The sequence below is a fragment of the Ensifer sp. GW823-FHT05D09 genome (genome assembly GCF_058795755.1).
In genome coordinates this window covers 1-13,028 of the sequence record NZ_JBXAIA010000004.1, presented here as the reverse complement: position 1 = coordinate 13,028, position 13,028 = coordinate 1, and the positions used below count along the sequence as shown (strand labels likewise).

Annotated in this window: 14 protein-coding genes; 2 read left to right on the top strand and 12 right to left on the bottom strand. The window is 60.9% G+C overall.

Annotated elements, in window-relative coordinates; all coding sequences use genetic code 11:
• Window positions 1-495: 495 nt before the first annotated feature.
• The 3 genes from AC1Q80_RS14270 to AC1Q80_RS14260 are packed head-to-tail and all read right to left on the bottom strand — an operon-like array spanning window position 496 to window position 3,640.
• Window positions 496-846: a RidA family protein gene (locus AC1Q80_RS14270; protein WP_492360818.1), complete on the bottom strand. Its 351-nt coding sequence runs from the start codon at window positions 844-846 to the stop codon at window positions 496-498.
• A gap of 46 nt (window positions 847-892) precedes the next feature.
• Window positions 893-1,993, bottom strand: a complete 1,101-nt coding sequence (locus AC1Q80_RS14265; protein ID WP_492360817.1) for an NAD(P)/FAD-dependent oxidoreductase — start codon at window positions 1,991-1,993, stop codon at window positions 893-895.
• A gap of 42 nt (window positions 1,994-2,035) precedes the next feature.
• On the bottom strand, window positions 2,036-3,640 hold the full coding sequence (locus AC1Q80_RS14260; RefSeq protein WP_492360816.1) for an ABC transporter substrate-binding protein: 1,605 nt from the start codon (window positions 3,638-3,640) through the stop codon (window positions 2,036-2,038).
• A 152-nt stretch (window positions 3,641-3,792) separates the two neighbouring features.
• On the opposite strand from AC1Q80_RS14260, the gene AC1Q80_RS14255 reads away from it, so the two are divergent.
• Window positions 3,793-4,704 (top strand): LysR substrate-binding domain-containing protein, encoded by a 912-nt coding sequence (locus AC1Q80_RS14255; RefSeq protein WP_492360815.1) that lies wholly within the window; start codon window positions 3,793-3,795, stop codon window positions 4,702-4,704.
• 57 nt (window positions 4,705-4,761) lie between these two features.
• On the opposite strand, the gene AC1Q80_RS14250 is transcribed toward AC1Q80_RS14255, so the two are convergent.
• The 8 genes from AC1Q80_RS14250 to AC1Q80_RS14215 form a co-directional block, all read right to left on the bottom strand.
• Window positions 4,762-5,106, bottom strand: a complete 345-nt coding sequence (locus AC1Q80_RS14250) for a RidA family protein (protein WP_492360814.1) — start codon at window positions 5,104-5,106, stop codon at window positions 4,762-4,764.
• A 21-nt stretch (window positions 5,107-5,127) separates the two neighbouring features.
• On the bottom strand, window positions 5,128-6,606 hold the full coding sequence (locus AC1Q80_RS14245; RefSeq protein WP_492360813.1) for an FAD/NAD(P)-dependent oxidoreductase: 1,479 nt from the start codon (window positions 6,604-6,606) through the stop codon (window positions 5,128-5,130).
• Between the two features lie 2 nt (window positions 6,607-6,608).
• A complete protein-coding gene (locus AC1Q80_RS14240; RefSeq protein ID WP_492360812.1) occupies window positions 6,609-6,908 on the bottom strand; it encodes a (2Fe-2S)-binding protein in 300 nt (99 codons plus the stop codon).
• Window positions 6,892-8,013 carry an NAD(P)/FAD-dependent oxidoreductase gene (locus AC1Q80_RS14235; protein WP_492360811.1) on the bottom strand — a complete coding sequence of 374 codons (1,122 nt, stop codon included), beginning with the start codon at window positions 8,011-8,013 and terminating at the stop codon, window positions 6,892-6,894. The genes AC1Q80_RS14240 and AC1Q80_RS14235 overlap by 17 nt, the downstream gene beginning before the upstream one ends.
• 64 nt (window positions 8,014-8,077) lie before the next feature.
• Window positions 8,078-8,905: a lysine/arginine/ornithine ABC transporter substrate-binding protein gene (locus AC1Q80_RS14230; RefSeq protein ID WP_492360810.1), complete on the bottom strand. Its 828-nt coding sequence runs from the start codon at window positions 8,903-8,905 to the stop codon at window positions 8,078-8,080.
• Between the two features lie 34 nt (window positions 8,906-8,939).
• Window positions 8,940-9,722, bottom strand: a complete 783-nt coding sequence (locus AC1Q80_RS14225) for an ABC transporter ATP-binding protein (protein WP_492360809.1) — start codon at window positions 9,720-9,722, stop codon at window positions 8,940-8,942.
• Window positions 9,719-10,438 carry an ABC transporter permease gene (locus AC1Q80_RS14220; protein WP_492360808.1) on the bottom strand — a complete coding sequence of 240 codons (720 nt, stop codon included), beginning with the start codon at window positions 10,436-10,438 and terminating at the stop codon, window positions 9,719-9,721. Before AC1Q80_RS14220 ends, AC1Q80_RS14225 begins: the two co-directional genes overlap by 4 nt.
• On the bottom strand, window positions 10,435-11,130 hold the full coding sequence (locus AC1Q80_RS14215; RefSeq protein WP_173422933.1) for an ABC transporter permease: 696 nt from the start codon (window positions 11,128-11,130) through the stop codon (window positions 10,435-10,437). Before AC1Q80_RS14215 ends, AC1Q80_RS14220 begins: the two co-directional genes overlap by 4 nt.
• Window positions 11,131-11,291: 161 nt before the next feature.
• Between AC1Q80_RS14215 and AC1Q80_RS14210 the strand changes: the two genes are divergently transcribed.
• Window positions 11,292-12,218, top strand: coding sequence for a LysR family transcriptional regulator (locus tag AC1Q80_RS14210; protein ID WP_492360807.1), 927 nt, complete (start codon window positions 11,292-11,294; stop codon window positions 12,216-12,218).
• Window positions 12,219-12,588: 370 nt separating this feature from the next.
• On the opposite strand, the gene AC1Q80_RS14205 is transcribed toward AC1Q80_RS14210, so the two are convergent.
• Window positions 12,589-12,747 (bottom strand): hypothetical protein, encoded by a 159-nt coding sequence (locus tag AC1Q80_RS14205; RefSeq protein ID WP_492360806.1) that lies wholly within the window; start codon window positions 12,745-12,747, stop codon window positions 12,589-12,591.
• Window positions 12,748-13,028 lie beyond the last annotated feature (281 nt).

The following is a 13,028-nucleotide window of genomic DNA, read 5'->3' as shown; positions in this document are numbered from 1 at the left end:
TTCGCCCGAAGACACCCGAGTTTTCAGGTCGCTCTGGCTTTTTCCCCTTGGGTGCGCGCTTAACTGAAGGATAGATTTGCGCCGGAATGGACGCTGGACCTGCCCAATCGCAATTTCGAGCTTCGGAAGGTGAGGGGTGTCGGCTTCCGCATCGGGCTCGGTGTCGCCTGGTCCAAGGTCGATCCGACGGCCGCTCGCGACGATATCATCGATATCGCACGCTCACTGGTGAGGGCAGGAAGGTGAGGGGCATCGTGCCAGGATTAGCTTCGCTGCAAAGCCTCCATCAGCAGAGCGCTTGCCGGGGTAGTAGGTCCCGGGTCCTGCCCCTTGGCCGGCGCTATGCTGAACCTCCTGCGGCGAACCTTTTAACCGGTCAGGCCGCGCCACCAAGATCGCACAAGTTAACGAACGCTAATGAACGTAGGCGCCTCCTGATACACTTATGATCAGTTGGTTGAAGCCCAGTCGAGCCTGGGCCTCATCTTGCTTAAGCTAGTTCTTGGCGGCGACGACCACGACTTCGATGAGCCTCTTCGGATCGCCAAGATCGGCGACGCCGATGGTTGCGCGCGACGGTAGGTCGTCATCGTCGAGCCATTCGAGCCAGGCTTCGTTCATCTCTTCCTTCTTCGACATATCGCTGATGTAGATCCGGGCGGATACAAGCTGGGTCTTGTCGGAGCCGCATTCGGCCAGCAAGCCGTCCAACTTGGCGCAGACCTGCTGCGTCTGTTCCTTCATGCCGACGGAAATGTCTGTGGCTGCGTGGCCTCCGACGAAGATCAAGCCGTTGTGTTCGACAGCCGCATGCATGATCCGATGTTTCCGGTAACGCGTTACCATGATTGTTCCTTTTCCATTTGTGTTGAGTTCAATGCCGGCCGGCGATTTAAGCCGGGGCGTAGGGCGTGAGATCCACGTCGAGCGGAGCGCCCGTCAGCAGTTCCGCGAGTTGCTTTCCGGCGAAGGGACCGATGGTGAGGCCGGCTGCGCCGAGGCCGTTGCCGACCGTCAAACCCGAGATACCGGAAACTCTGCCCAGAATGGGCTTCATGTTGCTTGACGCCGGGCGAAAGCCGATGCGGGTTTCTATGTGTGTCGCGGTCGCAAGCCCTGGGGCGATCGCCAGTCCCGCGTTCAGGACTTCGGCTTCGCCACCCGCGGTCACGCGATAGTCGAAACCGGAATTGTCCTCGCGGGTTGCGCCGATCACGACGCGGGAATCGTCGAAGGCCAGCAGGTAGTGGCTGCCCATCGGCAGGAGCACGGGCCAGTTCGATGTCTGCAGGCCTGGCAGACGAAGATGGATGATCTGGCCCTTCTGGGGCGCGACCGAATGCGGAATGCCCAGCGGGTTGAGAATCTGCGACGCCCATGCACCGGCCGTGACGACGACTTCGTCCGCTTGAAGCGCTGTACCATCGCTGGCCGTGCAGACGGGGCGTCCATCCTCCAAGGCCAATGAAACGCGATCCTGTCTGACCCTCGCTCCGAGGGAGCTTGCGGCGCGCAGCATTGCGGCCGCGAGCAAACGCGCATCGACCCGCGCGGCCCCGGGGATGAAGATCGCTTCCATCCCTTCGCGCAGCGGCGGGAATTTCTCGCGGGCCGCAGCCGGGCTCAGATGTTCGACCGTGCCGGCTTCTGGAACATTGGCAACGCGTCGCGCCACGCGCTCGGCGGCCGCCTCGAACTCCTGCCTGTCCTCGGCCACGACCAGCGCGCCGACCTTGCCATATCCGAGATCTACCTCGCCGAACGACTTCAGGCCGTCGACCAAGGAGGCATAATAGGCCGCGCCGGCCGCGTACATGTCATAGAAGTCGCCGTCTTCGAGCTTGGTTGCCCACGGGCAGACGATGCCGGCGCCGGCAAGGGTTGCTTTTCCCTCGTGCTGGGCGTCGACGACTTCCACATCGACTCCCTTTTTCGCGAGGTGATAGGCGGTGCTGGCGCCAAGAATGCCGGCGCCAATGATTAGCACTTTCATGTTTGCTCCAATGCAAATAGGTGGCTGGCCCGCGCGACCCGCCTAGTCGACGGTCACGCCCGAATAGCGGCTTGTTCCGAAAATGGCGGGCTGGAAGCCGTGCACGGTTTTGCTGACGGCAGTCAGCGTGTCAGCTCCGCCAAGAATGACGGCGGGAGCCTCTTCATGAAAGCGGGCCTGCGCTTTCTTATAGAGTTCGATACGTTTCTCGTTGTCCTCGATACGCCCAGCTTCGTTCATCAGGCTGATGAACTCGCTGTCGCACCAGGCACCTACGTTGGAGGGGCTTGGCTTGCCGTCGGAGTCGCAGATGAAGTAGTTGTTCGGGATCTGGCTCGGGTCCGGAAAATCATAGATGCCACCGAACATGGCGACCGGAGCCTCTCCCGCTCGGGCGCGTTGGATGTACTCGCCCCATTCGAAGCTAACGACCTCGGCTTTTACCCCGATCTTCGCCCAGTCGGCCTGGATCATCTCGGCAGCGCGACGCCCGTTCGGCATGTATGGGCGATAGACCGGAATCGCCCATATCTCCGTCGAAAAGCCGTCCGGATACCCGGCTTCCTTGAGAAGCGCCTTTGCATTCTCGGGATCATAGGGGTGCGGCTGGAGTTCGCTGTCATGTCCCCAGAGGACCGGAGGAATAAGTGCGCCCGTGGCGATGCCCACGCCGTTGTAGACCGTATCGACGAGTGCCGGCACGTTGATGGCTTCGGCCAATGCGGTTCTTACCCGCTTGTCCCGGAACTTCTCGTCGCGGAAGTTGAAATCGATGAACCCGGTCGACGCCACCGGCGTTTGCACAAGTTGGAGCGTGTCGCTGTTCTCGATCTGGGCGCGGTCGGCAAGGTTGGGGTAAAGCGCAATCTGGCACTCGCCGGCGAGTGCGCGCTGGAGCCGCACTGGAGCATCCGCACTGATGGCCATAACCACCGCGTCGACCATGGGTGTCCGGCTCTTGTCGCCGATGGCAGCACCCCAGGTTTCTTTGAACGGTATGAGGCGAACTACCGCATCTTGCTGATAGGCCTGCAGTGCGAAAGGTCCAGTTCCGATCGGGATCCGGTCGAACGTCTCGGGCGTCCCCGCTTTCATCAAGCCATCGGCATACTCCGCCGATGTAATCGCAAGGGACTGGTGTGCCATGATGCCGATAAAGGGTGCCAGCGGCTCCTTCAACGTAAAAGCAACGGTGTAATCATCGATCTTGGCGACAGCTTCAAGGTTATCGGCGAGCTTGGTATTGAAGGTGATGTACGTACCGTTGCTGATCTTCGCGTAAGGGTGGTCCAACTTCAGCATCCGGTCGAAGGTGAACACCACGTCATCGGCGTTAAAGTCCCGCGTCGGCGCGAACTGATCGTTGGACTGCCACTTCACGCCCTTGCGCAGCTTGAAAGTATATGTGCGTCCGTCATCCGATATCGTCCAGCTTTCGGCCAGTGCGGGTTCGATGTCGGAACTGTTCGCCTTCACGGACACGAGGTTATCGTAGATGTTGGCCAGCACATTCGATGTTGTTCCGCTGCTGCTGAGCTGCGGATTGAAAATTTCCGGCGATCCCTCCACACATACCGACAAGACGCCCGCATGTGCCGATGTTGAAAGCGCCAAAGTCAGCAGGGCCGTTCCCAAGGCTGTTCTCATTCTCGTTCCCTTTTTGAAGCAGATCGAACGCCCGATCCGTCGTGTTTGGTTAGTGTGAGAGAAGCGAGACGGTGGTATGATTGTCAAATATCAAATTATCCGCTCATTATAACCGAAACTCATGTTGCTCGATTCAAGGCAAAGGCATACCCATGAACATCCGCCAGTTGGAGGCGTTCCACAATACCGTCGAGACCGGATCCGTCACGCTTGCCGCTGAGCGCATGCGGATCTCTCAGCCGGCGGTCAGCAAGCTCCTGCGCAGCTTTTCGGATGCCTGCGGTTTCCGGCTTTTCGTTCGCGCCGGCGGCCGGCTCACGCCAACACTCGAAGGTCGCATGCTTGCGGTCGAGGTCGCTAAGATGTTCTCGGGGACCGCGCGCGTGGCACGGCTCGCCGACGCCGTCCGCAATCAGGAATGGGGAGAGATCACGCTTGTCGCCCCGCCGGCGCTGACCACGCGTTTTCTCGCCCAAGCGCTTTCGCCCCTGCTTGCCGAACAGCCCGATATTCACTTCACGATGCGAAGCCTGCCTTCGCCGCGCATTATCGATCTCGTCGCGGCACAACAGGTGGATATCGGCCTCAGCGTGCTGCCGTTCGAGCATCCCAACGTCGATGCCGAGCGTCTTATGCGTTTCGAAATGGTCTGCGTTCTTCCCGCCCACCATCCGCTGGCGGAAAAATCCGTTATCGATCTCGAAGATCTCGGCGGCGATCCCTTCGTTTCGCTGGCGCGTGACGATTGCTCGCTGATGACGATTGACCGCGCCTTCCAGATCAAGGGCGTGCAGAAGAGAAACCGGATCGAGGTTCCGCTCTCGGAGACGGCCTGTTGTTTCGTTGCCAATGGCGTCGGCGTTTCCATCGTGCCTTCGTTCGTCGGGCTCGATTTTGGCAGCGACGTTCTCGTGCGGCGCAGTATCGTTCCGGAAACGACGATCGATCTGTGGCTGCTTACACCGAGGAACCATCCACGATCGCTCGCAGCCAGCAAGCTCATAGATTTTCTGCGACAGGCGGTCGCCCCGTTCGACAAGCTTCAGTCCCGACCGAGCGCCTGAATGACTGCGCCGGATCATGCGAGACTGGGTCGTCTCGCATGATCCGGTCAGCGACGGCTACATGTAGGCCGAGACGACCACTTCGATCAGCGTGTCACCACCGAGATCGGCAACGCCCACGGTCGCGCGGGTCGGCAGCTCTTCCGGGCCAACCCAGGCCTTCCAAACGGCATCCATGTCCGGCTTCTTGGCGAGGTCGGTCACGAAGATCGTGGCCGTCAGGAGCCTCGTCTTGTCGGTGCCAACTTCTGCCAGATAGCGATCGATCTTCGCCAGGATTTCCCGGGTCTGGCCGGCCATGTCGAGGCTTTCGTCGTCGCAGGTCGTGCCGCCGACATAGACGATGCCGTTGTGTTCAACGACGCGGTGCATGATGGGTGTGCGGAGATGACGTTCTGCCATTTTGTTTCCTTTGTTGAGGGGTCAGCTTCTGTCGGAGTCGTCACCGGTAACGGCCTGAACGGCATCCGGCGTGAGGGGGAGCGAGGCGAACTCGCGCAAGGGGACGGGCTTTATCGGTGTGCGAAGCCTGTAGGTGCCGATATCGGCGGGGGACCGCTGTTGCACGTCAGCCAGAATTTCGGTGATGGTCGCCGTGCACATGCGCCCCTGGCACGGCCCCATGCCACAACGCAGCATCGTCTTGAGCTGGTTGGGGCCGACCACGTTGCGCGCGGCGGCATCACGGATGGCACCGACCGTCACTTCTTCGCAGCGGCATGCGATCGTCTCCAGATCGGTCGGCGCGCGAAACGCCACGGCGGGCTGATAGAGCGTGTCGATGAAGGTGCGCCCGCGCGACAAGGCCCTGCGCCGCTTTTCGTGCTTCGCAAGCAGCGGTCCGATCCGGCGCGCCTTCTCCGGGAAGAGATCGAGACAGGCGGCCAGCGCCGCTATCCGCCCGTCTATCCCCGCAACAAGCGCGCCGCCTATGCCGCCGCCGTCACCGGCGACGTAGATCGCCGGCAGCGAGGATCGACCGCATGTGTCAAGTTCTGGCTGAAAACACTTCTGACGGTCGTTCCAGGCAAGAAGACACCCGGTCGCGTTGGCAAGGCTGTTGTTCGGGACGACGCCCTGATGCAGGAAGGCGCTGTCGATGTCGATTTCCTCCGCCCGGCCCTTGGCCTGGAAGCGGATTGAGGTGGCCCGGTCCTGACCGATGATCTCGATCGTCCCGACGCCGGTGAAAACCGGTGCCGAGCTCCGAACCTTGGCCAACAGCGCCAGGCCTTTCAGCAGATAGGGCGAAACCAGAAACGGGGGCAGGAAAGGCAGCGCCTTCGTCCAGTTCGAACGCGGCGTAGTGTCGAGTACCGCGACAAGGTTGCCACCGGCCTGCAGCAATTGGTCGGCAAAGAGATAAAGCAGGGGGCCGCTGCCTGCCAAAACAACGCGGCCGTCGGGCACCAGCCCTGAAGATTTGAGTGCGATTTGGGCCGCACCAATCGTCATGACGCCCGGAAGCGTCCACCCCCTTACGGGCATCGGCCGTTCCATCGCGCCGGTGGCGAAGACGACCCGCCGCGCATGGACGATGCTGCTTTTGCCACCGGCCGAAACGCGCAGTTCGACAGATGCCTTTCCATCGGTCTCGCCTTGCTCGACACTCCAGACAAGTGCTTGGGATAGGTAGGCGGCGTCGCACTGAAGAAACGACTTAAGGACGCCCTTTCCCTTCCAGTAGTCGTTGCCGAGGAAGGCGCGCCTTGCTGGCGAATTCCTTTCGATCGACCGGTAGATCTGGCCGCCGGGGGCAGGGTTTTCATCAAGGAGGATCGTTCGCGCGCCAGCGGCGGCCGCCTCCGCCGCTGCGGCCATCCCCGCCGGCCCTGCACCGATGATCGCGAGATCGTATTCGCGGTCGAGAAGGTGAAGATCGTCGATTTTCCGGAGCGCCATCGTCAGCACCCTTCGTCCAGAGAGCGGGCACCGCTTTGCGATGAGATCGCCATCCCGTCACGCACGACGATCATGCAAGCCTGCCGGTTTTGAATGCCGTCGATGGTGACCAGGCATTCGAAGCAGACACCCATCAGGCAATAGGGCGCACGTGGGCGATCACCGACGACGCTCCTGCGCAACGTGCTGATGCCTTGGCTAAGGAGTGCTGCGGCCACCGTCTGTTCGGTGTCGACGCGCATCGGGATACCGTCGAACGTGATGGCGACGGTATCTGCTGCTTTATCAATTCTGCGAAACATGAAATCTCCTGCCGGGGAATGTGTTGCCGGCAAGTACGGCCTGCTGGGTGGCGATCTCACCAGCGACGACGAGCGCATGGATTGCGGCAAGCGTCACGCCGGAATGGCACATCGCCACATAGGCGCCGGGATGGGCGGTCGACTGCTCGTAAATGGGAAAACCGTCGGGCGTCTTGACGCGGAAGCCGGTCCAGGTGCGAAGGACGTTGACGCCACTCAGGCAGGGAAATGTCCGGATGGCGCGATCGGCCAGAACCGCGCTGATGTCCTGGTTGGTCGCAATCGAGTCCGTGTGGGTTTCCTGGCTGTCGCCGATCATCACGCCGCCTTCGTCGGCTTGCCTGAGCGTGGCCGAGGTGTAGGGGAAAAATGGACGGCATTTTTCGGTGACGAGGATCTGCCCCTTACTGCGCACGGAGGGCGCGTGAATGCCAACCATCGCGGCAAGCCGGCTGTTGCCGACGCCAGCCGTCAGGACGATGCGTTTGGCGAAAACCTCGCCCCAGGAGCCCTTCAATTGGAACCCGCCCGTTCGGGGGGTGATTTCGTCGATCTCACAATGCGGCTCGTAAGCAGCGCCTAGATTTATCATGCCGGTATGAAGCGCCCGGAGCAGGCGGAGCGAGTTCACGTCGCCATCCATTGGAGAATAGACGGAGCCGACGACATCCCGACCGATCGCCGGCACCAGTTTCGCCGTCTCTGCGTGGTCGAGCAGGGTATGTTCGGTGGCATCATCGCCAAGTTCTCGTGCAACAGTCACGACGTCTTCATGCGTGCGTTCCAGCTCGGCTTCGCTCAGCGCAAAGGTGAAGCCCCCATTTTGCTTCAGGGCAACATCGACGCCGGAAGTCTCTTTTAATGCGGCCGCGAATTCCGGCCAAAGGCGGGCCGAGCGCATTGTCCAGCGTGCATAATGGGGAGCGCCGAGCCCCTTGCCCTGAACCCAGATCAACGCAAAGTTGGCGCGAGATGCGCGCAGCGACAGATCGTCTCCGTCCAGAAGCAGCGGCCGCTCACCCGCGCGCGCAAGGCCCCAGGCGAGGGCGGCGCCCACAAGGCCTGCTCCAATGATGACGATGTCTTGATCTGGTAGTCTGCGCATGCTTTTCGGTCCGTGTGCCGGTGGCGTGGCCCGCCCGAAACTCGGACGGGCCGGTTGTCGAGGTTTATTCCTGCGGGCTCACGTCCACCTTGAACCACTTCTCGGAGAGCTTCTTCACCGTGCCGTCGGCGACGGCAGCCTTGATGACGTCATCGAAACGCGCCTTCAGTGCGGTGTCCTCCTTGCGGAGGCCGACGCCGATCATGCCGAACACCTTGCCCGAGAAGAGCGGGCCGGTGAGTTTCGCACCCTTCATGTCGTCCTTCTCGAGTGCTGCTGCGAGAACGGTCGCATTGGCCACGACTGCGTCGAGGCGGGCGCTCGCCAGATCGAAGTTGTGCTCTTCGGTGGTCTTGTATTCGCGAACGTCGGCGCCACCTTGAAAGTACTGTTCCATGAACGCGGAAGCCGTGGTGGAGCCCTGTACGCCGACAGCCTTGCCCTGGATTTTCTTGGCGATCTCTTCCAGCACCGGTTTGGCGGCTTCAGAATCGACCGAGAGCGGCTTGCCGGTTTCCGGCAGGTTGGCAAGATCGCTGTCTTCCATTGCCGCAAAGGAATTGATCGCTGCGGCGTAGGGGGCGGAGAAGGCCATTACTTCCTCACGCTTTGGCGTGATGCTCATGGCCGCCATGATGGCGTCGTATTTGCCCGCGGTCAGTGAAGGGATGATGCCGTCCCAGTTCTGGGCGACGATTTCGCACTTGGCTTTCATGCGCTCGCACAGGTCGTTTGCCAGGTCGATTTCGAAGCCTTCCAGCACGTTGTTGGGGCCGGAAAAGTTCCACGGCGCATAAGCGCCTTCCGTGGCAATGCGGATCACGTCCTCCGCTTGCGCGACATGGGCTGTTGCCAGCAGGCCGATGGCAGACAAGATAATCTTCAGTTTCATGCGTTCTCCTCTCTTCGTTTTTTCAAAGTTAGTTTCAGGCGTTGTGCTTGGAAATAAACTGGCGGAAGCGCTCGCTCTTCGGGTTCGAGAAGACCTGTTCCGGGCGGCCGTCCTCTTCGATCAGCCCCTTGTGCAGGAACAGAACGCGGCTCGAGACGTCGCGGGCAAAGTCCATCTCATGGGTAACGACGAGCATGGTGCGGCCCTCGGCTGCGAGATCGCGCATGACCTTCAGCACTTCGGCGACCAGCTCCGGATCGAGCGCCGAAGTCGGCTCATCGAACAGCATGATCTTGGGCCGCATGGCGAGTGCCCGGGCAATCGCGGCACGTTGCTGCTGGCCGCCGGAAAGATGCGCCGGATAGAAGTTGCGCTTGTCGGCAATGCCCACCCGCTCGAGGAGGGCTTCAGCCTCCGCGACACATTCGGCGCGGTTGCGCTTTTGCACATGGACCGGCGCTTCGATCAGATTTTCCAGGATCGTCCGGTGTGACCAGAGATTGAAGGACTGGAACACCATCGTCGCCTGGGAACGAAGCCGCAGCAGTTGCTTCGGATCGGCGGCGCGCGGGGCAAAGCCCGAACGCTGCGTAAGCCTGTAGCTCTCACCGTGAATGGAGATTTCGCCCGCATCCGGCACTTCCAGCATGTTGATGCAGCGAAGCAGCGTGGACTTGCCGGATCCCGAGGCCCCGAGGATCGAGACGACTTCACCCTTGTTGGCACTGAACGAGATGGAGTGCAGCACCTTGTAGGCACCGTAGCTCTTCTCGAGCCCGGTGATCTTCACGGCCGGTGCGAGGGCTGCGTTCATCATGCATTTTCTCCTGCGGCTCGTCGGTAGATGGGTTGGCGCTGCGCGGCTGAGAGCCGGTACTCGAACAGCTTGAACAGCCGGCTGACGATGAAATTGAGCAGCAGATAAATCGCGCCGGCGGCGATGAAGATCTCCACGGGGCGGTAGGTCGCCGAGATGAGTTTTGCCGCCAGCCCTGTGACTTCCATCATGGTTATGGTCGAGGCCAGCGCCGTCGATTTCACCATCAGGATCACTTCGTTGGAGTAGCCAGGCAGCATCTGCCGCAGCGCCTGTGGCGCGATGATGCGGCGAATGAGAGTAAGGCCACTCATCCCATAGGCACGCGCGGCTTCGATCTGCCCGGCAGGCACTGAGAGCACGCCGCCGCGGATGATTTCGGCACTGTAGGCTGCTGTGTTGAGCGCGAGCGCGAGCGCTGCGCACCAATAGGCCTCCCGCAGGAACGGCCATAGGAAGGTCTTGCGCAGTTCGGGAAACTGGCTGAGGCCGTAGTAGATGAGATAGAGCTGCACCAGAAGCGGCGTGCCGCGAAAGATGAAGATGTAAATCCGCGCCAGGAGGTCGAGCGGTGGCCAGGACGACAGTCTCATCGCTGCAAGAGCAATTGCCAGAACGGCGCCGGATGCGACGGACACCGCCATCAGTTGCAGCGTCAGCGGGATGCCGCTGCAAAGCTGCACGAAGGCGTCGTAGATGAAGGGAAGATCGATCATAGTGCCCGCCTGATCCCGCGCATGGCGCGCTTCTCTGCAATCCGGAACAGGACGCCCGACACGAAGCTGATCAGCAGGTAAAGCACCGCAGCCGTCAGGAAGAACGTGAAGGGTTTGCGGGTCGAGCCCGCGCCGATCTGGGCCTGTCGCATCAGTTCGATCAGCCCTACCACCGAGATGAGCGCTGATTCCTTCAGCACCAGTTGCCAGACATTGCCGACACCTGGGATTGCGAACCGCGTCGCTTGGGGCAGGATGATGCGGCGAAACAGAAGGTGGTTCGGCATGCCATAGGCTCTTGCCGCTTCAATTTCGCCCTTGGAGAGCGCGAGCACCGCACCGCGATAGACCTCAGCCTGATAGGCGCCTGAAACCACCCCGATCGCCAGAGCGCCGGTCAGGAAGACGGGCGCGCTGATGAAGCCCTCGGAGCCGAACAGAGCACCGAGTCGGCTTAAAACCGCGCTGCTGCCGAAATAGAAGAGATAGATGACGAGCAGGTCGGGAATACCGCGCAGGATGGTGGTGTAACCATCGGCTAACGCCCTCAGAGCACGCAGCGACGAGAACGACGCCGCCGCGGAGAGACAGCCAAAAACCGCCCCGGCGGCAAAGCCGCTGAGGGCAACGCAAAGGGTAACGCCTGTCGCCTTGAGCATATCCATGCCCCAGGCTCCCTCGGCGAACCCCATCAGATCGAGATACGCGCTCAAAGCACCCACCAGTTTGTTCCCTTGTGCGGCGCCGGTTCGAGCCAGACGCCACGGTTTGTTTCCAGTGGGTTTGACAGCTTGCTTCAATACCGTCAAATTCGTAATCTGGCCGCGAGCATAACCAAATATTATGGTGATCCATGAACCTGCGTCAGGTGGAAGCGTTCCGTACCGTCATGTTGACCGGAAAAATGACGGCGGCGGCGGAGCTGATGTCCATCACTCAACCGGCGGTGAGCCGGCTGATCCGTGACTTTGAAATCGATACGAAGCTGAAGCTGTTTGACCGCAGGGGAAACCAGCTAACGCCCACTCGGGAGGCCCTGACGTTGCTCCAGGAGGTGGAGCGGGCCTATGTCGGCCTATCGCGCATCAAGGCGTTTGCCGAAGAGATCAGCAGGCAGAATGCCGGGATGCTCCGCATTGCCGCCATGCCAGCACTGGCAAACGGGATCATGCCGCGTTTTCTTGCGTGGTTCCTGCGCGACCGTCCAAACGTTCATGCGTCGCTGAACGGTATTCCGTCGTCTCTGGTGATCGAGGCGGTCGCATCGGGGCAGGTGGACCTTGGTTTTGCCGATGGTCCGCTCGACCGTCCCGGGTTTCTGATCGAGACCCGTCCGATACCTGCGGTCGTCGCGGTTCCCACTGGTCACAGGCTTGCCGACCGGGAAGACATCATGCCGGCCGATCTCGCCAATGAGCGCATGATCACACTGGAGCCTGGCACGCTGTTTGCCATGCGCGTGGAAGTGGCGCTGGCCGGCATTCCTCGGTCATCGACGTTGGAAACGCGCCTTTCCCATACCGCGCTGACGCTGGTCTCCGAAGGGGCGGGCATTGCGATTATCGACCCATCGTCCGCGACCGAATTCCGTGGGCGCGGCGTTGTCGTCAGGCCTTTCGCCATCTTCGTCGATGCAGGCTTCCTCGCGATCCGGCGCAGCCAAGGTTCCGACAGCGTGCTTGCCGAACGGTTTGTGAGCGAGTTCTGGAGCTACCATGAAGCGCTGCTTGCGGGAGATTCGACTTCGACAACGACTATCGGGGCCACTGTGATCGCATAACGTGTCGACGGGAACGGACCATGCGGGTTGGGTCGGGTGTGATGCCACTGCTCCGATCATCAGGACAAGTCGCTGAAGGCCTTCGCTTTCAACACCTGGAGTGCGACAACGATGCGGTCTTGGAATTGCTATTCGACCGAACGATCCGCGGGTAGCTCAGGTCTGAGACTGGCGTAGAAAACGTTACGTCGCAGCACGTTCTACTACGAAACGACTTCTTAGGTGCGGACAACGCCTCGATGCCGACGACGGCCCCGCTGGCTGTGGTCACAACCGACGCTTCTGGGCACCGCCTCGGAGCGTCGGTCGCTCGATCGACCCGCTTATAGGGTCTGACTTTTGCCGCCGGACCACGGGCCATCTCTTCCGTTCAGGCAAGCCCGGTTTCGACAGATGCGTTGAGTTCCCGCGGGTCGTAGGGATAGGCGTAGCAAGTGTACCAGATGCTCCCTTGACCGAGCAAAACAAGCACTTGTTCGAGAAGCGTCATCCGGTATTCGCTTTTGCGCGTCGGTACAGTCGTAGGCATGTTCTGGCATCCTCCCAATGCTTATGAGATGAGGTTGGACGCGAGGCTCCCATTCTCCTAGGGCCGCGACGAACTACTCAACCAAGATCGATCCTATGCTGGATCAGGCGCAAAAATCACGCACTGAATGCCGAAGAGAGCTTTCAGGATTTTCGATGAAACAAAGCCGCCGAAATCCTAAATGCTAACGGCAGCACCGTGCGTCGCCCTGTCACGGGTGGGCCGGAGGTGTGTTTCGGAAGCTCCAGGAGATCGTCGGAGGAACAATGCTCTCTCACTTA

Excerpts from the sequence above, each read along its gene's own strand:
- AC1Q80_RS14245 (WP_492360813.1), bottom strand. The coding sequence starts at position 6,606 with ATGGCGCTCCGGAAAATCGACGATCTTCACCTTCTCGACCGCGAATAC.
- AC1Q80_RS14260 (WP_492360816.1), bottom strand. The coding sequence starts at position 3,640 with ATGAGAACAGCCTTGGGAACGGCCCTGCTGACTTTGGCGCTTTCAACA.
- AC1Q80_RS14210 (WP_492360807.1), top strand. The coding sequence starts at position 11,292 with ATGAACCTGCGTCAGGTGGAAGCGTTCCGTACCGTCATGTTGACCGGA.
- AC1Q80_RS14235 (WP_492360811.1), bottom strand. The coding sequence starts at position 8,013 with ATGCGCAGACTACCAGATCAAGACATCGTCATCATTGGAGCAGGCCTT.
- AC1Q80_RS14270 (WP_492360818.1), bottom strand. The coding sequence starts at position 846 with ATGGTAACGCGTTACCGGAAACATCGGATCATGCATGCGGCTGTCGAA.
- AC1Q80_RS14255 (WP_492360815.1), top strand. The coding sequence starts at position 3,793 with ATGAACATCCGCCAGTTGGAGGCGTTCCACAATACCGTCGAGACCGGA.
- AC1Q80_RS14205 (WP_492360806.1), bottom strand. The coding sequence starts at position 12,747 with ATGCCTACGACTGTACCGACGCGCAAAAGCGAATACCGGATGACGCTT.
- AC1Q80_RS14240 (WP_492360812.1), bottom strand. The coding sequence starts at position 6,908 with ATGTTTCGCAGAATTGATAAAGCAGCAGATACCGTCGCCATCACGTTC.
- AC1Q80_RS14230 (WP_492360810.1), bottom strand. The coding sequence starts at position 8,905 with ATGAAACTGAAGATTATCTTGTCTGCCATCGGCCTGCTGGCAACAGCC.
- AC1Q80_RS14220 (WP_492360808.1), bottom strand. The coding sequence starts at position 10,438 with ATGATCGATCTTCCCTTCATCTACGACGCCTTCGTGCAGCTTTGCAGC.
- AC1Q80_RS14265 (WP_492360817.1), bottom strand. The coding sequence starts at position 1,993 with ATGAAAGTGCTAATCATTGGCGCCGGCATTCTTGGCGCCAGCACCGCC.
- AC1Q80_RS14225 (WP_492360809.1), bottom strand. The coding sequence starts at position 9,722 with ATGATGAACGCAGCCCTCGCACCGGCCGTGAAGATCACCGGGCTCGAG.
- AC1Q80_RS14250 (WP_492360814.1), bottom strand. The coding sequence starts at position 5,106 with ATGGCAGAACGTCATCTCCGCACACCCATCATGCACCGCGTCGTTGAA.
- AC1Q80_RS14215 (WP_173422933.1), bottom strand. The coding sequence starts at position 11,130 with ATGGGGTTCGCCGAGGGAGCCTGGGGCATGGATATGCTCAAGGCGACA.